The sequence below is a fragment of the Arthrobacter sp. 05T423 genome (assembly GCF_056396245.1).
Genome location: NZ_JBFTLC010000011.1, coordinates 111,369 through 134,486, shown reverse-complemented (window position 1 = coordinate 134,486; position 23,118 = coordinate 111,369). Strand labels below are relative to the sequence as shown.

Sequence of the window (23,118 nt, the reverse complement as noted above, 5' to 3'; positions counted from 1 at the left end):
TCCGGTGCGGTGTGGCCGTTGTGGAGGTGGGTCAGGAACGACCAGTCCGGCGAGCCGAAGTCCTGGCGGTCCAGGTTCATCGGGTTCTCGTCCAGGTGGTTCTCGAACCGGACCAGCGCCGGCTTGCCGTACTCGGCATTGATCATCGGGCCGGGGAAGGTCCCGTTGAAGCCGTAGATCGTGCTCTTGGGCAGGTACCGCTTGGTGCCGGCCGGGTACGTCTTGCGCTTGTCATCAAACGAGATCGTGGGCCGGCCGTTTGCATCGATGGGCAGCACCTGCGAGGTGGTGAACGCGTGCTGCCGCAGCTGGATGTCGATCTTGTACACCAGGGGATCGGGCGAGCCGATCTTGTTCGGCCAGATCTGGTGCTGTTCGTTCTTAAAGGAACTCTGCTGGCCCTGCCCGGGTCCGGGCGGGTCGCTCCACTCGGTGTAGCCCTTCGTGAAGGCATCCCCCACCGCCGGGGTGGGGGCCAGGGCTTTTGGAACGGTCAGCGGATCGGTGAATGGCGAGATGATCAGCGGGCTGGTGGGAAATGCCTCGATATAAAACAACAGATCGCCGAGGGCGGTGGACGAAGCGCCGAACGCGCCGTCGGGCGAAAGGAGTCCTTTCTGTGCGAGCAGTGGTCCTGCCCAGCCCTGGGCAGCGACCAGTGCCGCGCCGGCACCTCCTGCCGCGCCGAGCCGCAAGAGATTGCGGCGGGACACGTTGTTCGTGGTTGCGGTTTCTTCTGACATTGGTATGCGCCTCCTTCGGGGCAAAAAGAATGGCCTGTTGGCCCCGGGTATTCGAGCTTTCTCAGGGTCTTTCCCCGGCGGTTTCTGCACCGGGAAATCCTGGCCTTGCGGAAGCTGTCTGCGCTTGTCGTTGCCCCGCGCAACTACAGTGCGGGCAGGGGGTTGGGAAAACATTGGACGTATGTGGTGCAAACCCCCTCAATGAGACGGGTATAAGGGGGTGGCCGTTCCAAGGACGGGCTGGGTCCGGCAGCTCCGCTAGAACAGCGGAGCGAGCCCGTTCCAGCCCGCGCTGAGGCGCACCCGGGAGGCGAACTGCCCGGTGCCGAGCCCGGGATAGAGCCACAGGACACCTGCCGCGTCGCGTGCCAGCAGGTCCGGGTTGCGGTCGCCGTTGAAGTCACCGGGACTTACGACGGCGGTCATGGCGTTCCAGCCCGCGCCCACCCGGACGCGGGGGAGCCAGCCGCCCGCGCCGCTGCCGCGGTAGAGCCACAGGACGCCAGTGGCTGCCTCCCGCGCCAGGACGTCGGCGGCGCCGTCGCCGTTCATGTCGCCCGGGCCCACCAGGGCGTTGAAGGCGTTCCAGCCGGACCCCACGCGGGTCCGCGGCAGGAACGCGCCCGTGCCATTGCCCCTGTACAGCCAGAGGAAGCCGGTGGCGGTTTCGCGGGCAAGGATGTCCACGCGCTGGTCGCCGCTGAAGTCACCCGGGCCGATGATCGCGCTGAAGCTGTTCCAGCCGGTGCCGAGCCGGATCCGCGGGAGGAACCCGCCGGTGCCGTTGCCGCGGTACATCCACAGGTAGCCGGTGGAGGCCTCCCGGGCCAAGACGTCCTGCGTGCCGTCGCCGTTGAAGTCACCGGGTGTCTCGAGGGCGCTGAAGCCGTTCCAGCCGGTGCCGATGCGCACGCCGGGCAGCCTGCCGCCGTGGCCGTTCCCCGGGTACAGCCGCAGTTCGGCCGTCGCCGTCACCCGGGCGAGAAGGTCCGTGTTCCAGTCCCCGTTGAAGTCGCCGGTCGACCGGGAGAGGCTGGACGCCGGAACAGGCAGCGGGGTGAAGGCGTAGGGGTTGCAGGTCAGGTCGTAGTCCCGGACGTCGTCGTACCACTGCGAGAGGTACACACGGCCGCCGGAGAAGCTGGGGGTGCTGCAGAGGTTGAGGGCTTCGCCGGGGAAGTCCAGCCGGCCGGCGGTGGCCCACACCGGAACGCCGGAGAGCCGCCAGGAACCGGTGATGCTGGTCCAGCCCGATGCGAAGGAGTACACGCCGTAGGAGTAGCCGGAGTCCCGCAGTCCGCGCATGAGGCCCTCGACGATGTACCGGTTTTCGCGCTGCTGCGCGGCGCTGGCGGTGGGCCACGGCTGGGCCGGCCGGGGCTCGACGTCGATCCACACCACGCGCGGCGCAAACCGGACCCGCGCCAGGCTGGCAATCGCAAACCGCGCTTCCGCGTAGCCGACGTTGGAGAGCTGCCCCGCCCGGGTGACTGCTGACCACGGCCCCTGTGACCGGTAGGTGGTCAGCTGGGCGGCCGTGGGGAAGGCGGACATGGTGTAGGCCTGGGCCGGCTTGCGGTTGCTCGCCGCCCAGGCAACCTGGCTGGCCAGGCAAGGATTCTCGGTGAAGGGCAGTCCCTTCGTCAGGCCGATCACCACGAACTGGGACGACGCCGGCGGCAAGGGTAGGCCAAAGCCGCCCACCGCCGTCGGACATTGGGGCCAGGAGATGTCGTGGCCGTTGAGCGATGCGGCGCGCGCGGGGGTGGCGACCGTGAGGCAGCTGAAGAAAAGCGCGAGCAGGAGAAGGAGACCCGTCAGCATGTGCCGTGCGGAAGGTCCGGCCCCAGAATGATGAACTTTGCCGTCCATCGCCAGCGCTCCTTTGCTCCCATCAGTTTACGTCCGGCGGCGTTTATTCGTGTTGGGGGCGCCGCGCCTATTCGTGCTCAGGGCTTCGGGTCGCGCACAATTAGCCCATGGCAAAAAGCAATGCCCGGCTGCCCCGGCTTGAGGATGTGGCGGAGCGCGCGGGAGTCTCGCACCAAACCGTGTCCCGGGTGATCAACAACCATCCCAACGTCAGCACGGCCACGCGCGAGCGGGTCGAGGCCGCCATTGCCGAGCTGGGCTACCGGCGCAACACCGCGGCGCGGAGCCTGGTCACGCGGAAGTCGCAGACCATCGGCGTCCTGGGCAGTGAGCTGTCACAGTACGGTCCTGCCAACACGCTGCTGGGGGTGGAACAGGCCGCGCGGGACGCCGGATATTTCGTGAGCATCGCGGCCTTGCGTTCGGTGAGCCGCGAGGCGATCTTCGATGCCATCCGGCATTTCCTGGACCAGTCCGTGGACGGCATCGTGGTGATCGTGCCGCATTCGGAGACTCTCCTTGCCCTGGCCGAGCTAAAGCCGGGGGTGCCGGTGGTGGCCGTGGGGTCGCTGGGCAGTGATGCGGTGAGCGGCGCCATGGTGGACCAAAAGCGGGGGGCCGAACTCGCCGTCGGGCATCTGATTGAGCAGGGACACCGCCGGATCGGCCACATTGCCGGCCCGCAGGACTGGATCGACGCTGTGGCGCGTGCCGAGGGCTGGAGCGCTGCGCTGCGCGGGGCCGGCCTGGATGACAGCCTGGTGGTCGAGGGGGACTGGAGCGCCGGCAGCGGCTACGAGATCGGCCGGAAACTGGCCGCGGAACGGACCGCCACTGCCATCTTCGTGGGCAACGACCAGATGTCCCTGGGCCTGCTCCGCGCATTCAACGAGGCCGGTGTCCGGGTCCCCGAGGATGTCTCCGTGGTGGGCTTCGACGACCAGCCGGAGTCGGGCTATTTCACGCCGCCGCTGACCACCGTGCGCCAGGACTTCGAGGAACTCGGCAGGCGCTGCATGGACCTGATGCTGAGTGCCATTGCGAACGGGGACACGGTGAGCACTACCGTGGTGGAGCCGGAGCTTGTGGTCCGACGGAGCACCTCCGCACCGGCCTAACGGGGCAGATAACGAAATCGGTGATTCGCAGCACTTGACGTCGTAAGTTGTTAGCGCTCACAATAGTTTCAGCCCGATAAGCAGCGGGCCATCATTTGGAGGATTCATGGACGTCACAGCAGACGGCAGCGAAAACTATGTCATCGGGGTGGATTACGGCACCCTGTCCGGCCGGGCCGTGGTTGTGCGGGTCCGGGACGGCAAGGAGCTCGGCAGCGGCGTGTTCGACTACCCGCACGCGGTGGTCACCGAAGCGCTCCCCGCGGATGTGGCAGGCGCAGCAGATGGAACGGCCGCCCGGCTGCCCGGGGAATGGGCCCTTCAGGTGCCTAACGACTACCGCGACGTGCTCCGGCATGCTGTTCCCGCCGCAATCGCTGACGCCGGGATCGACCCGGCCGCCGTCGTCGGGATCGCCACGGACTTCACGGCCTGCACGATGGTGCCCGTCAAGGCCGACGGCACCCCGCTGAACGAGGTGCCGGGCTTCGCGAACCGCCCGCACGCGTATGTGAAGCTGTGGCGCCACCACGCCGCGCAGGGCCAGGCGGACCGCATCAACGCGCTCGCTGCAGAGCTGGGCGAATCCTGGCTGCCGCGGTACGGCGGGCTGATCTCCTCGGAGTGGGAGTTCGCCAAGGGGCTGCAGCTGCTGGAGGAGGATCCTGAGGCTTATGCGGAAATGGACCACTGGGTGGAAGCCGCCGACTGGATCGTCTGGCAGCTCAGCGGAAACTACGTCCGCAACGCCTGCACCGCCGGCTACAAAGGCATCTACCAGGACGGCCACTACCCGTCCGCTGACTTCCTCGCCGCCCTGAACCCGCAGTTCAAAGACTTCGTCAGCACCAAGCTGGACCACACCATCGGCCGGCTGGGCGACGCCGCCGGCTACCTGACCGCCGAGGCGGCCGCCTGGACCGGGCTCCCGGAGGGCATCGCCGTCGCCGTCGGCAACGTGGACGCGCACGTCACCGCACCGGCAGCGAAGGCCGTGGACCCGGGCCAGCTCGTGGCCATCATGGGCACCTCCACCTGCCACGTCATGAACGGCGCCGAACTTCATGAGGTGCCGGGCATGTGCGGCGTGGTGGACGGCGGCATCGTCGACGGGCTCTGGGGCTACGAGGCCGGCCAGTCCGGTGTGGGCGACATCTTCGGCTGGTTCACCAAGTACGGCGTCCCGCCGGAATACCACCAGGCGGCGGCCTTGGCCGGCCAGGACATCCACGAACACCTGACGGACCTGGCCTCCGGGCAGGCGATCGGCCAGCACGGCCTGATCGCGCTCGACTGGCATTCGGGCAACCGCTCCGTGCTGGTGGACCATGAGCTTTCCGGCGTGGTCGTCGGCCAGACCCTGGCCACCCGGCCCGAGGACATCTACCGGGCGCTGCTCGAGGCCACGGCCTTCGGTACCCGCACCATTGTGGAGGCCTTCCGGGATTCCGGGGTTCCGGTCAAGGAATTCATCGTGGCCGGAGGCCTGCTGAAAAACCGCCTCCTCATGCAGATCTATTCGGACGTGACCGGCCTTCAGCTCTCCACCATCGGCTCCACGCAGGGACCGGCACTGGGGTCGGCCATCCACGCCGCCGTTGCCGCGGGGAAGTACGCCGATGTTCGGGCCGCCTCCGAGGTTATGGGTGCCGCACCCGGTGCCGTCTACACCCCCATCCCGGAAAACGTGGCCGCGTACGACGAACTGTTCCGGGAGTACCGGACCCTCCACGACTACTTCGGCAGGGGAACCAACGAGGTCATGCACCGGCTCAAGGCCATCCAGCGGAACGCCGCCCAGTCCCTGCTCACTGAATCCCTGACCGCTGAGGAGGTTTCGGCATGAGCGCCCTGCTGGAAACCATTGCCCGCGTCCGCCGCGAGGTCTGCGGCCTGCACGCCGAGCTGACCCGGTACGGCCTGGTGGTGTGGACGGCCGGTAACGTGTCCGGCCGGATCCCCGGCTACGACCTCATGGTCATCAAGCCCTCGGGCCTCTCCTACGACGACCTGACTCCAGAGACCATGGTGGTCACCGACCTCTACGGCACGCCGGTCAACAGCCTGAGCGCCGATGCCGACGGCGTACCGGCCCGGTGGGAGAACCCGGACCTCTCGCCGTCGTCGGACACCGCAGCGCACGCCTACGTGTACCGGAACATGCCCGACGTCGGTGGTGTGGTCCACACCCACTCCACCTACGCCACGGCCTGGGCCGCGCGGGGCGAGGAGATCCCGTGCGTGCTGACCATGATGGGCGACGAGTTCGGCGGACCGATCCCGGTGGGGCCGTTCGCGCTTATCGGCGATGATTCGATCGGCCGCGGCATCGTGGAGACCCTGCAGGGATCCAACTCCCCGGCTGTGCTGATGCAGAACCACGGCCCGTTCACCATCGGCAAGGACGCCCGCTCGGCGGTCAAGGCCGCCGTGATGTGCGAGGAGGTGGCCCGCACGGTCCACATCTCGCGGCAGCTCGGCGAACCGCTGCCCATCGACCAGGGGCAGATCGAGTCGCTTTACGACCGCTACCAAAACGTTTACGGCCGCTGACTCCGGCCCGCTGCCCGCCGCGGCACCCGCACATTCAAGACTTTCAAAGGAGACACCAATGTCCAGCGCCAACAACACCTCGCTCGAGCACTACGAGGTCTGGTTCCTCACCGGCAGCCAGCACCTCTATGGCGAGGACGTCCTGAAGCAGGTCGCGGCCCAGTCGCAGGAGATCGCAGCCGCCCTGAACGAGTCCTCCGAGGTCCCGGTCAAGCTCGTCTGGAAGCCCGTGCTGACGGATTCGGACGCGATCCGGCGGACCGCGCTGGAGGCCAACTCGGACGATTCGGTGATCGGCGTGACAGCGTGGATGCACACGTTCTCCCCGGCCAAGATGTGGATCCAGGGCCTGGACCTGCTCCGCAAGCCGCTCCTGCACCTGCACACCCAGGCCAACGTGGAACTGCCCTGGGCGGACATCGACTTCGACTTCATGAACCTGAACCAGGCCGCGCACGGCGACCGCGAGTTCGGCTACATCCAGTCCAGGCTGGGCATCCCGCGCAAGACCGTCGTGGGCCACGTGTCCAACCCCGAGGTGGCCCGCCAGGTGGGCGTCTGGCAGCGCGCCTCCGCCGGCTGGGCTGCCGTCCGGAACCTGAAGCTGACCCGCTTCGGGGACAACATGCGCAACGTGGCCGTCACCGAAGGCGACAAGACCGAGGCCGAGCTGCGCTTCGGTGTCTCGGTCAACACCTGGTCCGTCAACGAACTCGCGGACGCCGTGCACGGCGCCGCGGAGTCCGACGTCGACACCCTGGTCGCGGAGTACGAGCGGCTTTACGACGTGGCGCCGGAGCTCCGCTCCGGCGGTGCCCGCCATGAGTCCCTGCGCTACAGCGCCCGCATCGAGCTCGGGCTCCGCAGCGTCCTGGAAGCCAACGGCTCCGCCGCCTTCACCACCTCCTTCGAGGACCTCGGCGAGCTCCGGCAACTGCCGGGCATGGCCGTCCAGCGGCTCATGGCGGACGGTTACGGCTTCGGCGCCGAGGGCGACTGGAAGACGGCCATCCTGATCCGCGCGGCCAAGGTCATGGGCGCAGGCCTGCCCGGCGGGGCCTCCCTCATGGAGGACTACACCTACCATCTGGCGCCCGGCCAGGAGAAGATCCTCGGCGCACACATGCTGGAGGTCTGCCCCTCGCTGACCGCCACCAAGCCGCGCGTGGAAATCCACCCGCTGGGCATCGGCGGCAAGGAGGACCCGGTCCGCATGGTCTTCGACACCGACGCCGGCCCCGGCGTCGTCGTCGCCCTGTCCGACATGCGCGACCGTTTCCGCCTCGTGGCGAACGCTGTGGACGTCGTCGACCTCGACGAGCCGCTGCCCAACCTGCCGGTGGCCCGCGCGCTGTGGTCCCCGAAGCCCGACTTCGCCACCTCCGCCGCCGCCTGGCTGACCGCCGGGGCCGCGCACCACACCGTCCTCTCCACCCAGGTGGGCGTGGACGTGTTCGAGGACTTCGCGGAGATCGCCCAAACCGAGCTGCTCACCATCGATGAAGGAACCACCCTCAAGCAGTTCAAGAAGGAACTGGCCTGGAACGCCGCCTACTACAAGCTGGCCGGCAGGCTGTGACCCACAATAGGGCTGTGACCGAATACAAAATCCGGGCGGGGGGATACACCGCCACCATCACGGCTCAGGCAGGTGCGCTGCGGGAGCTGCGCCACCGGGGACGGGACCTCGTCGTTCCGTTCCCGGCAGGCGGGCCCATTCCCGACTACCGGGGCATCATCGCCGCGCCCTGGCCCAACCGGATCCCCGACGGCCGGTACACCTTCGAGGGCGCCGAGCACGAGGTCCCGGTCAACGAACCCGAACGCGGCTGTGCCCTGCACGGGCTGGTCTTCCCCCTGGACTGGACCCTGGAGTCGCACGACGAGTCGTCGGTGACGCTGTCCTGCAGGCCCGAACCGACGGCGGGCTACCCGCACACGGTGCGCATCGAGGCCGAGTACCGGCTAATGGACGACGGCCTGCACACCCGGGTCACGGCGTCGAACATAGGCGCTTCCGCGGCGCCATACGGTGTCTGCCCGCACCCCTATCTGGTGGCTGGCCCGGCGCCCCTGGATGAGTGGACCCTCGAGATCCCCGCGGGGGAGTTCCTCGAGGTCACCCCGGACCGGCTGCTGCCGAAGGAAACGCGCACCGTGGAAGGGCACGAATTCGACTTCCGCGCGCCCCGCGCCATCGGCTCCACCGAGATCGATCACGCCTTCACGGACATAGCGTTCGACGGCGGCACGTCCGACGGCGGCCAGGCCCGCGTGCTGGTCCGGGACCCGGGCGGTACGGGCGTCGGAATGGCCTGGGACAGCACCTGCCCGTGGCTGCAGATCCACACCGCCGACAAGCAGCCGCCCGCCCCTAATCGGGTGGGCCTCGCAGTGGAACCCATGACCTGCCCTCCGGATGCCTTCAACAGCGGCGTGGACCTGATCCGGCTGGAGCCGGGCGCCACGCACGCGGCATCCTGGAGCATCTTCGCCACGTGACAGCGCACCCGGCGCCGCGTCCTCCCGTCATGGAGGACGTGGCGCGTCTCGCCGGGGTGTCCCACCAGACCGTTTCACGCGTCCTGAACACGCATCCGAACGTCAGTGCCCGGACCCGCAAGCGCGTGGAACGCGCCATCGCCGAGCTGGGGTACCGCCGCAACACCGCAGCCCGCAGCCTGGTCACCCGGCGTTCCCAGGCCATCGGGGTCCTGGGGGCCGGCACGGCCCACTTCGGTCCGGCCAATACGCTGCTGGGCGTCCAGCAGGCAGCCAGGAACGAGGGCTACGCCGTCAGCATGGCCAGCCTCAGCGAGGTGACGGCCGCCGGCATTCACGACGCCCTCGAACACTTCCTGCTGCAGTCCGTGGACGGGATCGTGGTGATCGTTCCGCACGAGACAATGCTGAAATCGCTGCACACCATCGCACTGTCCGTCCCCCTGGTTGCCGTGGGTTTCGGCGCGGACGAGCACCTGACGGTCGCGGCCGTGAACCAGCGCGTTGGTGCAGCTCTCGCCGTGCAGCACCTGGTGAACCTTGGGCACACCGCAATCGCCCACGTTTCAGGCCCGCAGGACTGGATTGACGCCGCAGCCCGGACCGAGGGCTGGCGGCGTGCCCTCGATCAGGCGGGACTGCCCGAGGGGCTGCTGATCCCGGGTGACTGGAGCGCCGGAAGCGGCTACCGCGCCGGACTGGAACTGGCTGCCGCTGGCAATGTCACCGCACTGTTCGCGGCCAACGACCAGATGGCGCTGGGGGCGCTGCGCGCCTTCAGCGAGGCGGGCCTGCGCGTCCCCGAGGACATCAGCGTGGTGGGCTTCGACGACCAGCCGGAGGCCGGCTATTTCGTCCCGCCGCTGACCACGGTCAACCAGGGCTTCAAGGAACTCGGTGCGCGCTGCATCCGGATGCTCCTGTCCGACATGGCCCACGGACCCTCCGGGGCGGCTTCGGTCCTCAACCCGAAACTGGTGGTGCGGGGCTCCACGGCGGCGCCGGCAGGCTGATACTGAGGCGGCTGCGTGGGTGGCCCTGGCAGGGCCCTCCCCCTGGCCCCGGTCTGGCCCTAGTGTGGATGCCATGGGTTTGAAAGTCATCGTTATCGGAGGCAGCGGGCACATCGGCTCCTTCCTCGTCCCCCGGCTGGTCCGCGCCGGCCATGAGGTCATCAACATCAGCCGCGGGACGTCCAAAACCTATGTGGATGCGCCCGAATGGCAGCAGGTCCGCCAGGTCACCGCCGACCGGCAGCAGGAGGACCGGGACGGCACCTTCGGTGACCGGGTAGCGGGACTTCAGGCCGACGTCGTGGTTGACCTGGTCTGCTTCACGCTCGAGTCCGCGACCTCCCTGGTCAACCGGCTCCGGGGCGAGATCGGGCATCTGCTGCACTGCGGCTCCATCTGGCGTTACGGCAAGAGCCTCAAGCTGCCCATCGCTGAGGGCTCCGACTCGGCTGCCGCCCCGTTCGACGAGTACGGCATCCAGAAAGACCGGATCGCCCGGCTGCTGAAGGAGGAGACGGCCGACGGTGGGCTGGTCACCACGTCCTTGCACCCCGGCCACATCGTCGGTCCCGGCTGGCACCCCACCGGTCCCCTTGGGAACCTTGACCCGGCCGTCTGGCACGCCCTGTCTGCCGGTGAGCCGCTGCAGGTCCCCGGAAGCGGTGCCGAACTGATGCACCACGTGCACGCCGACGACGTCGCCCAGGCGTTCGAAAAAGCCATCGAACACCGGGACGCCGCCGCCGGTGAGGACTTCAACATCGTCGCCCCTACCGCGCTCAGCGTCCGCGGCTACGCCGAGATCGCCGCGGGCTGGTTCGGTCTGAACGCAACGCTGGAAACAGTCACGTGGGACCAGTTCCGTGAAGCGACCACACGTGAGTTTGCGGAGTCGAGCTGGGGCCACCTCCACCGCAGCCATTGCTTCACCATCGAAAAGGCCAGGTCCCTGCTTGGCTATGCGCCCCGGTTCGAGCCCGAACGGGCGGTGCTCGAATCCGTGACCTGGCTCGTCGACCACGGCCAGCTCAGGGTGGCCCGTCCGTTGGGCGTCCTGGCGGGCTGACCCGCCGTCGACTCTGGCTGCCCTAAACGCCGAGTCCCTCCCGCGGTTATACCGGGGGAGGGACTCGCTGGTTAGATCATTTGTCTGGCGCGTCAGCGAATCTCTTCGCGCGTCATCCCGAACGGGACCTGGTCGGAAAGCGCGGCCGTGTAGTTTCCCGGCCTGTGGCGCGTGACCAGGATGCCGTGGGTACCCGTGAGCATCGCTAGTTCCTGGAGGTCCTTCACGGCTGCTTCGAGATGCTCGTCCAGGGCGTGCCGGTTTGTGACGTGGATGTCGATGGAATCGAGAAGGGCGGTCATGGTGGATCCTTTCTGCTGGCTGGAGGCCGGTTGGCTAAGCGTTGTCTGACTGCCGGCTGCCTGCTGCCACGGGCGCGGCAGGTTCGGCCGGTGCTTTGCGTTCGGCCGGTGCTTTGGTCTGTTCGGTGGCGGGCGGCGTGGTCTTGAATCTGAAGCGCTTGGCGATGGAGGATCCTCCGCCGGCACGGTTCTTGTTGAAGATGTCGAAGCCGACGGCGAGCAGGAGCACCAGGCCCTTGATCAGCTGCTGGTAGTCGGTTCCGAGGCCCAGGATGGACATGCCGTTGTTGAGCACGCCCATGATGAGGCCGCCGATCATGGCTCCGGCAACAGTGCCGATGCCGCCCTGGACCGCTGCTCCGCCAATGAAGGCGGCGGCGATGGAGTCGAGTTCGAAGCCGGTGCCGCCGGCGGGCTGGGCTGAGTTCAGGCGGGCCGTGAAGATCAGGCCGGCCAGTGCTGCGAGGACCCCCATGTTCACGAAGAGCCGGAACGTCACCGCCTTGGTCTTGATGCCCGAGAGTTCGGCGGCGTGCAGGTTCCCGCCGATGGCGTAAGTGTGCCGGCCGAAGATGCTGTTGTTCATCAGTGCGGAGTAGACGATGACCAGGCCGGCGAGGACGATCAGCACGATCGGCGTGCCGCGGTAGCTGGCCAGGAGGAACGTGATGATGAGCATCAGCACGGCGATGAACGCCGTCTTCGTGGCGAACCAGGCCATGGGTTCGTTTTCCAGGTTGAACCTGCGGCGGACGCGGCGTTCCTTGATGGACTGGAACAGCAGGGCCGCGGTGCCTCCGACGCCGAGGATCACGGTGAGCCATTCGAGCACGGAGGTGCCGCCGGAGATGTCCGGGAGGAAGCCGCCGCCGAGGGCACGCAATTCATCCGGGAAGGGGGTGATCTGCTGGTTCTTGAGGGTGATCAGGGTGAGGCCGCGGAAGATGAGCATGCCGGCCAGGGTGACGATGAACGCCGGGATGCCCACGTAGGCGATCCAGTACCCTTGCCACGCACCCACGAGGGCGCCGACCAGGAGGCACGCCGGAATGGCGGCCCACCAGGCCCAGCCCCAGTGCACAATCATGACGCCGGCGACGGCGCCAATGAACCCGGCGATGGACCCGACAGAGAGGTCGATGTGCCCGGCGATGATGACCATCACCATGCCGATGGCCAGAATGAGGATGTAGCTGTTCTGGACAACGAGGTTGCTGACGTTCTGCGGCTCGAGCAGGATCCCGTTAGTGAGGACCTGGAACAGCAGGACGATCAGGATCAGGGCGACGAAGATGCCGACCTGGCGGAGGCGGCTTGCCAGGAAGCCGAGGGATTCTCGTAGGGCGGACATGTCCGTTATTCCTTCTCTTTTGTCATGTAGTGCATAAGGGTTTCCTGGGAGGCCTCGGCGATGGGGACTTCACCCGTGACGTGGCCTGCGGACAGGGTGTAGATCCGGTCACAGATGCCCAGGAGCTCGGGGAGTTCGGAGGAGATCACAATGACGGCTTTGCCCTGGGCGGCGAGCTCAGCGATGATCGTGTAGATCTCGTATTTGGCGCCGACGTCGATGCCCCGGGTGGGCTCGTCCAGGATCAGCACGTCCGGGTCGGAGAACATCCATTTGCTCAGGACCACTTTTTGCTGGTTGCCACCGGAGAGCTTGCCGGTGATGGCCGCAACGGACGGGGCCTTGATGTTCATGCTCTTCCGGTAGCTGTTGGCCACCGTGGTTTCCTGGTTCCCGTCCACCCAGCCGCGTTTGGCGAGCTTGGGCAGGGCAGCCATGGAGATATTGCGCTTGATGTCCTCGATGAGGTTCAGCCCGTAGTGCTTGCGGTCCTCCGTGGCGTAGGCGATGCCGTGGCGGATGGCCTCGGGCACGGTGGAGGTGTTGATTTCCTTGCCGTGTTTGAACACTTTGCCGGACACGGCGCGGCCGTAGGTTCGGCCAAAAACGCTCATGGCCAGTTCTGTGCGGCCGGCTCCCATGAGGCCGGCGAGCCCGACTACTTCGCCCTTGCGGACGTTCAGGCTGGCGTTGTGGACCACGGTGCGGGTGTGGTCCTGGGGGTGCTGGACCGTCCAGTCTTCGATGCGCAGGACTTCCTCGCCGATTTGCGGCTCACGCTCGGGGTAGAGGCTGTCCAGGTCGCGGCCCACCATGCCGCGGATGATCCGTTCCTGGGTGATCTGGCCCTGGTCCAGGCGCAGGGTCTCGATCGATTTGCCGTCGCGGATGATGGTGACGGCGTCCGCGACCTTGCGGATCTCATTGAGCTTGTGGCTGATGATGATGCTGGTGACCCCTTGGCCCTTCAGATGCAGGATGAGGTCCAGAAGGTGGTCGGAGTCCTCGTCGTTCAGGGCGGCGGTGGGTTCGTCCAGGATCAGCAGCTTCACTTCCTTGGACAGCGCCTTGGCGATTTCGACGAGCTGCTGCTTACCCACGCTGATGTGCTGGATGGGGGTGACCGGGTTTTCGCTCAGGCCAACGCGGGCCAGCAGCTTGGCCGCCTCCAGGTTGGTCTTGCGCCAGTCAACCCAGCCGCGGGAGGCCAATTCGTTGCCCAGGAAGATGTTTTCCGCGATGGACAGGTACGGGCTCAGGGCCAGCTCCTGGTGGATGATCACAATCCCGCGCTTTTCGCTGTCGCTGATGGACGCGAAGTCGCACGGTTCGTTCTCGAAGAGGATGTCCCCCTCGAAGGTGTTGTGGGCGTATACGCCGGAGAGCACCTTCATCAGGGTGGACTTGCCTGCCCCGTTTTCGCCGCAGATCGCGTGGACCTCGCCGCGGTTCACATCCAGGGTGACGTCCTGGAGGGCTTTGACGCCGGGGAAGGTCTTGGTGATCCCGCGCATCTGAAGAATGGGTACGTTCATTGGTTATTTCCCGCTGATCTGTTCGATGAGCTGATCTGTTTCGGTGGGTCGATCCGTTGGGGGTGCGGGGGTGCCTGCGGCTGCAGGCGCCCCCGCCGTGCTGCTATTTGATGCGGTGCTGCTACTTGATGTCGGCGTCCGTGTAGTAACCGGAGTCGATCAGCTCCTGCTTGTAGTTGTCCTTGGTGACGATCACGGACTTCAGCAGGAAGGCCGGGACCACCTTGACCTTGTTGTTGTAGGTCTTGGTGTCATTGGTCTCGGGCTGCTGGCCCTTCAGAACCGCGTCCACCATCTTCACGGCCTGCTCGCCGAGCTTGCGGGTGTCCTTGAAGATCGTGGAGTACTGCTCGCCGGCGACGATGGACTTCACTGAGCCCTTTTCCGCGTCCTGGCCCGTGACCACGGGCAGGGCGCCCTTTGAGTAGCCGCCGGTGCTGGTCAGGGCCGAGATGATGCCGATGGAGAGACCGTCATAAGGCGACAGCACGCCGTCGAGCTTCTTACCCGAACCGTAAGCGGCGGTGAGGATGTCTTCCATCCGCTTCTGGGCGGTTGCCGCCTGCCAGCGCAGGATGGCCGCCTGCTCAAACTTGGTCTGGCCGCTGGGCACCTTGAGGGTGCCGGCATCCAGGTACGGCTTCAGGGTGTCCATGGCGCCGGTCCAGAAGAAGTTGGCGTTGTTGTCGTCCGGGCTGCCCGCGAAGAGCTCCACGTTGAACGGGCCCTTGCCCTCGACCTTCTTGCCGGAGGCATCCACCAGGCCCAGCCCGGTCAGCAGCGATGTGGCCTGCTGAACGCCCACTTCATAATTGTCAAAGGTGGTGTAGTAGTCCACGTTCGGGGTGCCGTTGATCAGCCGGTCGTAGGCGATGACCTTGACGTTCTGCTCCTTGGCCTTGGCCAGGACGTCCGTCAGCGTGGTCCCGTCGATGGCGGCAATGATCAGTGACTTGGCGCCCTTGGTCAGCATGTTCTCAATCTGCGAGACCTGGGTGGGGATGTCGTCGTTGGCGTACTGCAGGTCCGTCTTGTAGCCGAGCTTGGCCAGCGATTCGGAGACGTTCTTGCCGTCCGCGATCCAGCGTTCCGACGTCTGCGTCGGCATGGAGATTCCCACCAGTGCACCGGCAGCGTCGGCGCTGCTGGAGCTGGTGGCGGCGCCGGGCCGGCTGCCGCAGCCTGTGGCCCCCACCGTCACAGCCAGGACGACGGCGACGGCGCCCAGGAGTTTCTTGATTCTCACGTTATTCTCCTTCCGTGGCCTGGTTGGGCCACGAATCGGTGCTTGAGCGGAAAGCGTATGTACTTTCCGCCGGGCCCGCCACTTGTGTCCGGCGTACCGAAGCCGTTCCGCAGGAGCGGCACCGGAGGCTGTCATTACCGGAGCGGAGACCCCGGTTGCCCCAACATTTCTGTTAGCGCTAACAATCATGGACAATAATATCCCCCGAATCGCTGTGAAGCAAGACACAAATTCATGAGAGCTATGGGCCCTGTATGGGTGGGCTTTTTGGTCTCCCGCCGTGCATGGGGGCGGATTGCGCTCAGCGGCTGAGTAGGTAGACTGGCCTACCTACTCAGCGTCCTGCCGGAGGTACAAGCGTGGCTTCACGTGAAGGCCGATCAACAACTAAGCGGCCAGCCCGTGCATCGCTCCTTGATGCTGCGGCGCGGCTCTTCTATGCCGACGGCATCGCCGCCACGGGCATCGACTCCATCACGGCGGAGGCCGGCGTGGCCAAGAAAAGCCTCTACAACAACTTCGCTTCCAAGGCGGATCTGGTGGCGGCCTACCTCGCCTCCCGTCATGAGGAATGGCTCGCCCTGTACTGGGAGCGGGTCGCGGCGGCTGTAACTCCGCAGGACCGGGTGCTGGCCGTGTTCGATGCCTACATCGACCACGCGAACTTTGCCCATGAGCACGGATTCAGGGGGTGCGGCCTGCTCAACGCTGCTGCGGAACTGCCGGCGGGCGCTCCCGGTCGGCACGCTGTACGGCAACACAAGGAAGAGGTTGAGGGCCTGCTGCGCACGCACGTGACCGAGATAGTGCCGCAGGCCGAGGCGGCGGCCAGGGTGGCCCGGCACCTGGCGTTCGCGCTCGAAGGTTCCATGGCCAGGGCCGGCCTTGAAGGCGGAGACCGTTGCCTGCACGAGGCCCGGATGATCGCTGCCCGGATGCTGGAGGAGCTGTGAGGGCAGTGCTCGGCCGGTTGAACGGGCCCCTCCTGGGCGCGATTTTTGTTGTGGGCGCGTCGGCGCTTTGGGGCACGACGGGAACGGCTGCCACGTTCGCGCCGTCGGTAAGTCCACTGGCGATCGGTGCCGTGGCAATGGGCGTGGGCGGACTGCTGCAGGCGCTCTACGCGGTGCAGCCGATTGTGAGCCACTGGGTCAGCCTTCGCGTCCGGTGGCTGCTTGTCTCCCTGGGGGCGGCAGCTGTCGCGGTCTACCCCCTTGCCTTCTACAGCTCCATGCGCCTTTCCGGCGTAGCCCTCGGAACGGTTGTCTCGATCGGCTCAGCCCCTCTGGCGTCGGCGGTCATCGAGCGGCTTGCGGACCGGAAAGTGCTGACCCGCCGCTGGATGCTCGGCGCGCTGATCGGGGTGGCGGGCGCCGGACTGCTGTGTTTTTCCGGTAACAGCGCGGAACGGCCGGGCGCCCTCGTGGAGCCCTGGGCGGTGCCTGCGGGCGTCATTCTGGGGCTCGTGGCAGGTATGAGCTATGCACTGTACTCGTGGGCTGCCCATCGCCTGATCAGCGGGGGAGTGTCATCCCGGGCCGCCATGGGCGCGGTGTTCGGGCTGGGCGGAGCGCTCCTGATGCCGGTGCTCGCCGAGACCGGCCGGCCACTGCTTGAATCCTGGAGCAACTTCACGGTGGGGGCCTACATGGCGCTTGTGCCGATGTTCGCAGGCTACGTCCTGTTCGGATGGGGACTGGCGCGCGTCCGCGCGAGCACCGCAACGGGCCTCTCCCTCGTGGAAACGGTTGTCGCCGCCGTCCTGGCAGTCGTCGTCGTGGGTGAACGGTTGCCGGCACTGGGCTGGCTCGGCATCGCCTTGGTGCTGGCGAGTTTGTTCGTCCTGACTCCCCGCCAGGCGGGGAGTCAGGGAGATGAGCGCGGTCAGGCGTGTGTCTCGGCGAGAACTGAGGCCCGTTCCACGGTGGGGCAGTAGATCTTTGCGGCTGCGTTCTCCGGTGCCTCGTCAAGGCCGAGCAGCATCCGCACCCCCGCTGCGCCGAGCTCATAGTGGGGGAGGGACACTGTCGACAGCGGGGGCCGAAGGTGGGCGGCGATCACTTCCTGGTTGTCGAATCCGACCACAGCCATGTCATCGGGGATGGATAATCCGTGTTCCCGAAGGCCGTCGTACAGGCCCATGGCCATACGGTCGTTGTAGCAGTAGACGGCGGTGACATCGCGCTTCAGTAGTTCCTCGGTCGCCCCGTATCCGCCTTCCTGGTCGGGATAGGCTTCCAGGACCAGGTCCGGATCGAACGGGATGCCTGCGTCACCAAGCGCTTCGCGGTAGCCGTGGAGCCTCCCGTCTTTGGCGGGGGCGGGGATGGTGGCGTTGATGAAAGCGATGCGCCGGTGGCCGTGCCGCAGCAGGATCTCGGTCGCTGAGCGGCCGCCCTGTTCCTCGTCGGGCACTACGGCCCTGGCACCCGGCTCGGTGGCGAAGCAGTTGACCAGCACGAAGTCCGCTTCGCGGAGCGGGGCCGGGATGGCTGTGGCGCGGTGAAACCAGGTCGAGTAGAGGATGCCGCGCACTTTGTACTCGAGCATCATCGCTATCGCGTCTTTTTCGAGCTCCGCGTTGCCCTCGGTGTTGGCTATCAGCAGGGCGTACCCGTGTTTCCAGGCCTCGTCTTGTGCCCCGTGGATGATTTGCCCTGCGAATGGTGTGGTGGCGATGGCATCTGCGACGAGTCCGATGAACCGGGAGCTGCCGCTGACCAGGGTTTGGGCCATCGCGTTGGGCCGGTATCCCAGTGCGTGGATCGCGTCGCGTACCCGTTTGCGGGTCTCGGCCGAGATGCGGGCATCCTTTTTCTGGTTGACAACCAGGGAGACCGTGGCTGTGGAGACGCCGGCAGCTTCGGCGACTTCACGCAGGGTGACGGGGTGCGCACGCTCTGTGGCCCTGGGCGACCGTGCCGCAGGCGCGGGTTTGGCCGTCTTTTTCTCCTTTGAAACCATCTGCCCTCCTTCAGGAGTATATCCATCTACCGCGGCCGTGATCCCTTGGTCGCGCCGCTTTCCAGGCCTTGGATCATGGCCTTGTTGAGCACCAGGAAGACGAGCAGCAGCGGGGTGATGGTGACGCAGACGGCGGCGAACGTTGCGGTCCAGTCGACCTTGCCCATGGCACCGATGTAGTTCTGCAGGCCGAGCGGGATTGTTTTCAGTTCCTCTGACAGGACGAAGGTGTTGGCGAAGATGAAGTCGTTCCAGATGAAGATGCTGTTGACCAAGACGACGGTGACGACGGTGTTCAGTGACAGGGGCAGGGTGATCAGGCCGAAAATCCTGTAGGGCCCGGCGCCGTCCAGGGAGGCCGCCTCGTACGTTTCGCGGGGGATGTATTCGAAGAAGGAAGAGAACAGGTAGACGGACATGGGCAGGGAGAACCCTGCCAGGGGAATGATCATCGACTGGTAGGTGTCGAGCAGGTTCACTGCGGAGTAGTCGATGAACAGGGGGACCAGCGCGATCTGGACGGGGACGATGATGCCTACCAGGAAGAGTCCGCGGACCAGGCGGCTGAGCCGGAAGCCGAGCACCTGGATGGCGTATGCGGCCATCATGCCCAGCAGCACGATCAGGATGTTGGCACCCATGGTGACGATGAAGCTGTTCAGGATGTTTTTCCCGAGGTCTCCGGTTTCAAAGGCCCGGGCGTAGTTCCCCAGGGTGAGTGCTTTGGGCAGGGCGAAGGGGTCCCCGGTGGCGAAGTCGTCTTCGCTGCGCAGGCTGGTCAGGAACAGCCAGGCGAGAGGGTAGACCTGGACGACGACGATGAGTGCGATGAGCACGCGGGACAGAGTCCGGGACGCACTGGGGCGGCGGCGCCGCCGTACGGCCGGCGGTGCGGGCGTCGCAGCCGACGGCGCTGGGGCGGGGGCTGTCTGGATGATCATGACTCTGCCTTCCGCTTGAGCATGAAGAGGATGAGGCCGACGGCGACGAGGCACTCGATCACGATGAACACGGAGATGGTGCTGGCGTACCCGAAGTCGGTACTGGTGAATGCTGTTTTGTACATGTAGGTGGTGAGGAGTTCGGAGGACTGGCCGGGGCCGCCGTTGGTCATGAGGTACGGGATGTCGAACCCGCGGAGCCCGTAGGTGGTGGCCATGATGGTGGTGGTGATCCAGACGGGACGGATGTACGGGAAGCGGATCTTGGTGAACAGCGTCCAGCGGGACGCGCCGTCGAGGACTGCAGCCTCTTCAAGTTCCTTGGGAACGGCGATCAGGGCCGCGTAGATGATGAGCATGTAGAGGCCGGTGAAACGCCACCCTTCTGGGGCGGAGACTGCTGCGAGGACCGTGTTGACGTCAGAGAGCCAGGCGCGCTCCAGGCTTCCGAGGCCGATCCACTGAAGGAGCTGGTTGAGCGGGCCGACTGGGTCGATGGAGTAGATGCGCACGAACAGGAAGGCGATCGCGACGGTGGAGATGACGGCCGGCAGGAGGTAAAGGGTCTTGATTAGCTCGCGGCCGCGGCGCAGTGAGGTCAGCAGGCTTGCCACCAAGAGCGCGCCGCCGAGCTGGAGTACGAGACAGATGGCCAGGTAGCCGAGGGCGTTGAAGAAGGAGCGCCAGAAGATGTCATCGGTGGTAAACATCCGGACGTAGTTGGCCAGTCCTACGAACTCCATGTCGCTGATGCCGTTCCAGGAGAAGAAGCTTAGGAACAAGGACTGGAGGATGGGGAAGAGCACGGCTGCGCAGTAGAGCAAAAGAGGCGGGAGCAGGAAGACCAGGACTGAGAGCCGGGACCTGTTGGGAAGCATGGCGGGGCCTTTCAGGCGGGGGGACCGGGGTCCCCCCGCCGCTTGGGTTACTTGAAGAACTTCGGCGCGTTCTGCGCGACGGTGCTGTCCATCGTGCTGGTGAACTGCTCGGGGGTGATGTCGCCTTGGACGAGGAGCACGAGCTCCTGCTGCAGCCGGCCGTTGGTGGTCGGGTCGAGCTGGGTATCCCATGGCATGGCCTGCTTGTCCCCAAGGTCGCCGGCCTTCGCAACGGCCTTCTTGAACAAGGGGGTGGCGTTGGCGGGTATGGCCGTCTGGACGTTCGTTGTGGGGGACAGCGCGCCAGTTGCGGCGTATTCGGAGGGGTATTTCGCCAGGGCGAATTTCAGGAAGTCGCTCACGAGCGGGTCGTAGGTCTTGGCGTTTACTGCCATTCCGATACCGGACGGGGAAACGTATTCGTTGGCCGCGGTGACCGATCCTTCCGTCACTGGAAGGGTCGTGAAGTCGATGTCGCCGCGTACCGCCGGGTTCAACTTGTCGGTGGCAAGGCTGGGCAGTTCCCAGGTGCCGATGTTGTACATGGCAGCTTTGCCGGAAGTGAACTGGTTCTGCGCGTCGGAGTAGCCCTGCGAGGAAAAGCCGTCCTGGAAGCAGTTGGCCTTGCCCAGCGCAGACATCCACTGAACGGTTTTCTGGCCAGCGGGATCGGAGAATTTGGCCTCGCCCTTCTTCACCTTCTGGATGAAGTCCGGACCGGCTGCCCGGAAGGGCTGGTAGGCGACGTAGCGCTCCAGCGGCCACTGGTCCTGTCCGTCGATGGCGATTGGCGTGATGCCGGCCTTGCGCAGGGCTGTGCACATTGCGGGGATGTCGTCCAGGGACTTCGGGACGGCCACGCCCGCCTTCTGCAGCAGCGCCTTGTTGTACCAGATGAACTCCAGTTCGAACTGGAACGGGATCATGTAGAGCGACCCGTCGTCGAACCGCTGGTAATCCAGGGCGGCGGGCCGGTAGGTGTCGTAGACGTTCAGGGTCTTGAGCAGCTTTTCGGCGTCGACCATCTTGCCCTGTTTTGCCAGCTGTTGGGCGAACGGGGTGGCATCAGTGTCGAAGAGCTCCGGGAGTTTGTTCGCGGCGGCGAGGGTTTCCAGCTTTTGGATGTAGGACGGCCTGTCGGGAGTGGTGATCAAATTCAGTGCGAAGCCTGGGTGGTCCTTGGCGTATTCACCAGCGAGCTTTTTCATGATGTTGATGACCGCGCCATCGGCCGGTCGAGACAATAGCCACGAAATTTCACGGGGCTTGATTTCTCCGGTGGGAGTGACGTTGGAGGGGCTGCTGGCATCTCCGCCGGCGCAACCTGCGAGGGCCAGGACGGCGACGGCTGCCACGGCAGCTGCTCGGAACAGTTTTTTCATTGCGGCAATCTTCCTTGATTGATTCGGGACCGTACGGGTTGAAGGGCTATTCAGTTTGTGCTGCGCTGACGAATGTCAAGTTCGGTGACCGCCACGGAACCCTCGCCGGCGAACACGCCGAGCAGGCCGTCGGCCAGGTCGTAGACTCTGGTGCTGAGGGACACCTGCCGGTCCAGGACTGCGACGCACAGGTCTCCGTCCACGACAACTTCGAGCGTGTGCTCCCCTGGGCTGAGGTCGCACGGGCGCTCCAGCTCGATGTCGAAGGGAACGTCCCCTGAGACGTGCCACTGCGCATTGCCGGTGATCTTCCGGGGCCATCGGTCAAATACCATGCGGCCCCGCTTCGGTTCTAGACGGATGATGTAGGACCGGTCCCCGTCTGCGCTGGAGCGAAGCAGCAGACCGCACTCTGTGGTGCCCGCCTCTATTTGCAGGACGGTTTTGGCGTAGAACTGACGGGGCACGTTGTTGCCGGTCAGGATCGCTTCGTATCCGTCCGGGACCGTCAGCGTGGCGGGAAGTTCCCGGTCCAGGCCGGCAGGGATCTGGTCCCAGAAACTGTCCACGAGTTCGTCCGAAAATGAGAACGCCAGAGTGCCGTCAGCGTTTTGTTTGGCCTCGAGCACCGACATCGTGCCGGCCCACTGCCAGGGTCCGTCGTCGCGGCCGTTCTCTTTGCTGGCGATCCAGCCGAAGAAAAAGCGCCGGCCGTCACGTTCGGCCGACTTGGATGCGTAGAAGGCGCGCCCGTCGATGCTGTCCCGTTCCGGCACACTCCATGGACCGTTCGGGCCTTTGGCCATTCGGTACCGGGTGGTGAACGACTCGGAGAACTCGGAGTAGACCATGTACCACCAGTCGCCCCAGGCGAAAACGTCCGGGCATTCGTGGGTTATGTAGCGCCGGGGATCCCAGAACGGCTCGGTGTGCTCCCAGTTCATCAGGTCCGAAGACATGCACTGGGCGATCACGCCGCGGCGGCGTTCCGGCCCTTCGGCATGCCGTGCGGCCAGCAGCATCCGCCATTGCCCGGCTTCCTCGTCCCGGAAGACAAAGGGGTCACGCCAGTCACCGGTCTCGTAGCCTTCCGGGGCCCCAAAGGTGAGTTCCGGATGTTTGGTCCAGGTCTTCATGCCGTCGGTGCTGGTGGCATGCATGACGAGTTGCAGCGGAACACCGTCCGCGCCGGGATTCCCGGGGTTTTGTCCGGTGTAGAAGAGGTGGTGGATGCCTGTTTCGTCCGCGACGATGCTGCCCGTGTAGGCGTTGAAGTCAAGGTCGCCCGTCCCGCCGTGGTGCAGCGAAACCCCGTGGTCTTCAAATTCCGTGAGGTCCTTGGTGGTCACGAGGTTCCAGGACGTCCCGGGCTTCGGAACCGAGCGGAGTTCGTGAAGGTAAAAGAGCCAGAACTCGCCGTCCTTCTGAAAAGGGATGAGGTCTCCGACCCATCCGTCGGCGGGCTGGAAGAAGATTGGGTGATTCATCGGCGCTGATGTCCATTCTGCTAAAGCGTTTGATCAACCGCAGACTAGCGCGGAACACAACCGTGATCAAGCGTTTTAGCAAAATAGCCCGGAGGTCCGTGGTTCGTTATCCGGCGGTTGGCAGCTCCAGCAGCTAAAAACGGCAACGCGGGGTCACTTCGCGCC

At 65.8% G+C, this 23,118-nt stretch carries 20 protein-coding genes; 9 read left to right on the top strand and 11 right to left on the bottom strand.

The window, feature by feature from the left end:
* Both AC1DFE_RS10940 and AC1DFE_RS10935 read right to left on the bottom strand, forming a co-directional pair.
* A partial coding sequence (locus AC1DFE_RS10940) for a multicopper oxidase domain-containing protein (RefSeq protein WP_476905904.1) occupies positions 1-743 on the bottom strand: 743 nt, incomplete at its 3' end.
* A gap of 258 nt (positions 744-1,001) precedes the next feature.
* Positions 1,002-2,615 carry an FG-GAP repeat domain-containing protein gene (locus AC1DFE_RS10935; protein ID WP_476905903.1) on the bottom strand — a complete coding sequence of 538 codons (1,614 nt, stop codon included), beginning with the start codon at positions 2,613-2,615 and terminating at the stop codon, positions 1,002-1,004.
* A 107-nt stretch (positions 2,616-2,722) separates the two neighbouring features.
* Here AC1DFE_RS10935 and AC1DFE_RS10930 point away from each other — a divergent pair, with 107 nt between their 5' ends.
* The 7 genes from AC1DFE_RS10930 to AC1DFE_RS10900 all read left to right on the top strand — a co-directional run bounded on the left by AC1DFE_RS10930 (position 2,723) and on the right by AC1DFE_RS10900 (position 10,867).
* On the top strand, positions 2,723-3,733 hold the full coding sequence (locus AC1DFE_RS10930) for a LacI family DNA-binding transcriptional regulator (protein WP_476905902.1): 1,011 nt from the start codon (positions 2,723-2,725) through the stop codon (positions 3,731-3,733).
* A 106-nt stretch (positions 3,734-3,839) separates the two neighbouring features.
* Complete coding sequence (gene araB, locus AC1DFE_RS10925) at positions 3,840-5,579, top strand: ribulokinase (protein ID WP_476905901.1); 1,740 nt, start codon at positions 3,840-3,842, stop codon at positions 5,577-5,579.
* Entirely contained in the window at positions 5,576-6,286 is a 711-nt protein-coding gene (locus tag AC1DFE_RS10920; RefSeq protein WP_476905900.1) for an L-ribulose-5-phosphate 4-epimerase, read from the top strand. Before araB ends, AC1DFE_RS10920 begins: the two co-directional genes overlap by 4 nt.
* A 58-nt stretch (positions 6,287-6,344) precedes the next feature.
* Positions 6,345-7,865, top strand: a complete 1,521-nt coding sequence (araA, locus tag AC1DFE_RS10915; RefSeq protein WP_476905899.1) for an L-arabinose isomerase — start codon at positions 6,345-6,347, stop codon at positions 7,863-7,865.
* A gap of 14 nt (positions 7,866-7,879) precedes the next feature.
* Entirely contained in the window at positions 7,880-8,788 is a 909-nt protein-coding gene (locus AC1DFE_RS10910; protein ID WP_476905898.1) for an aldose 1-epimerase family protein, read from the top strand.
* A gap of 29 nt (positions 8,789-8,817) precedes the next feature.
* Complete coding sequence (locus AC1DFE_RS10905) at positions 8,818-9,801, top strand: LacI family DNA-binding transcriptional regulator (RefSeq protein ID WP_476905911.1); 984 nt, start codon at positions 8,818-8,820, stop codon at positions 9,799-9,801.
* 79 nt (positions 9,802-9,880) lie between these two features.
* Entirely contained in the window at positions 9,881-10,867 is a 987-nt protein-coding gene (locus AC1DFE_RS10900) for an NAD-dependent epimerase/dehydratase family protein (protein ID WP_476905910.1), read from the top strand.
* 92 nt (positions 10,868-10,959) lie between these two features.
* Here AC1DFE_RS10900 and AC1DFE_RS10895 read toward each other — a convergent pair whose 3' ends face one another.
* The 4 genes from AC1DFE_RS10895 to chvE form a co-directional block, all read right to left on the bottom strand.
* Positions 10,960-11,169, bottom strand: coding sequence for a hypothetical protein (locus tag AC1DFE_RS10895; protein ID WP_476905897.1), 210 nt, complete (start codon positions 11,167-11,169; stop codon positions 10,960-10,962).
* Between the two features lie 34 nt (positions 11,170-11,203).
* Positions 11,204-12,520 (bottom strand): multiple monosaccharide ABC transporter permease, encoded by a 1,317-nt coding sequence (gene mmsB, locus AC1DFE_RS10890; RefSeq protein WP_476905896.1) that lies wholly within the window; start codon positions 12,518-12,520, stop codon positions 11,204-11,206.
* Positions 12,521-12,525: 5 nt separating this feature from the next.
* Entirely contained in the window at positions 12,526-14,055 is a 1,530-nt protein-coding gene (gene mmsA / locus AC1DFE_RS10885; RefSeq protein ID WP_476905895.1) for a multiple monosaccharide ABC transporter ATP-binding protein, read from the bottom strand.
* 121 nt (positions 14,056-14,176) lie between these two features.
* On the bottom strand, positions 14,177-15,301 hold the full coding sequence (gene chvE, locus AC1DFE_RS10880) for a multiple monosaccharide ABC transporter substrate-binding protein (RefSeq protein WP_476905894.1): 1,125 nt from the start codon (positions 15,299-15,301) through the stop codon (positions 14,177-14,179).
* Positions 15,302-15,660: 359 nt separating this feature from the next.
* On the opposite strand from chvE, the gene AC1DFE_RS10875 reads away from it, so the two are divergent.
* Both AC1DFE_RS10875 and AC1DFE_RS10870 read left to right on the top strand, forming a co-directional pair.
* Entirely contained in the window at positions 15,661-16,254 is a 594-nt protein-coding gene (locus AC1DFE_RS10875) for a TetR/AcrR family transcriptional regulator (RefSeq protein WP_476905893.1), read from the top strand.
* Positions 16,251-17,237: a DMT family transporter gene (locus AC1DFE_RS10870; RefSeq protein WP_476905892.1), complete on the top strand. Its 987-nt coding sequence runs from the start codon at positions 16,251-16,253 to the stop codon at positions 17,235-17,237. The genes AC1DFE_RS10875 and AC1DFE_RS10870 overlap by 4 nt, the downstream gene beginning before the upstream one ends.
* Here AC1DFE_RS10870 and AC1DFE_RS10865 read toward each other — a convergent pair.
* The 5 genes from AC1DFE_RS10865 to AC1DFE_RS10845 are packed head-to-tail and all read right to left on the bottom strand — an operon-like array spanning position 17,186 to position 22,953.
* Complete coding sequence (locus tag AC1DFE_RS10865) at positions 17,186-18,265, bottom strand: LacI family DNA-binding transcriptional regulator (RefSeq protein WP_476905891.1); 1,080 nt, start codon at positions 18,263-18,265, stop codon at positions 17,186-17,188. The two genes, AC1DFE_RS10870 and AC1DFE_RS10865, sit on opposite strands and share 52 nt — an antisense overlap.
* 26 nt (positions 18,266-18,291) lie before the next feature.
* On the bottom strand, positions 18,292-19,206 hold the full coding sequence (locus tag AC1DFE_RS10860; RefSeq protein ID WP_476905890.1) for a carbohydrate ABC transporter permease: 915 nt from the start codon (positions 19,204-19,206) through the stop codon (positions 18,292-18,294).
* Complete coding sequence (locus tag AC1DFE_RS10855; protein WP_476905889.1) at positions 19,203-20,084, bottom strand: carbohydrate ABC transporter permease; 882 nt, start codon at positions 20,082-20,084, stop codon at positions 19,203-19,205. The genes AC1DFE_RS10860 and AC1DFE_RS10855 overlap by 4 nt, the downstream gene beginning before the upstream one ends.
* A 47-nt stretch (positions 20,085-20,131) precedes the next feature.
* Positions 20,132-21,466: an ABC transporter substrate-binding protein gene (locus tag AC1DFE_RS10850; protein WP_476905888.1), complete on the bottom strand. Its 1,335-nt coding sequence runs from the start codon at positions 21,464-21,466 to the stop codon at positions 20,132-20,134.
* Between the two features lie 50 nt (positions 21,467-21,516).
* Positions 21,517-22,953, bottom strand: coding sequence for a glycoside hydrolase (locus AC1DFE_RS10845; RefSeq protein ID WP_476905887.1), 1,437 nt, complete (start codon positions 22,951-22,953; stop codon positions 21,517-21,519).
* Positions 22,954-23,118 lie beyond the last annotated feature (165 nt).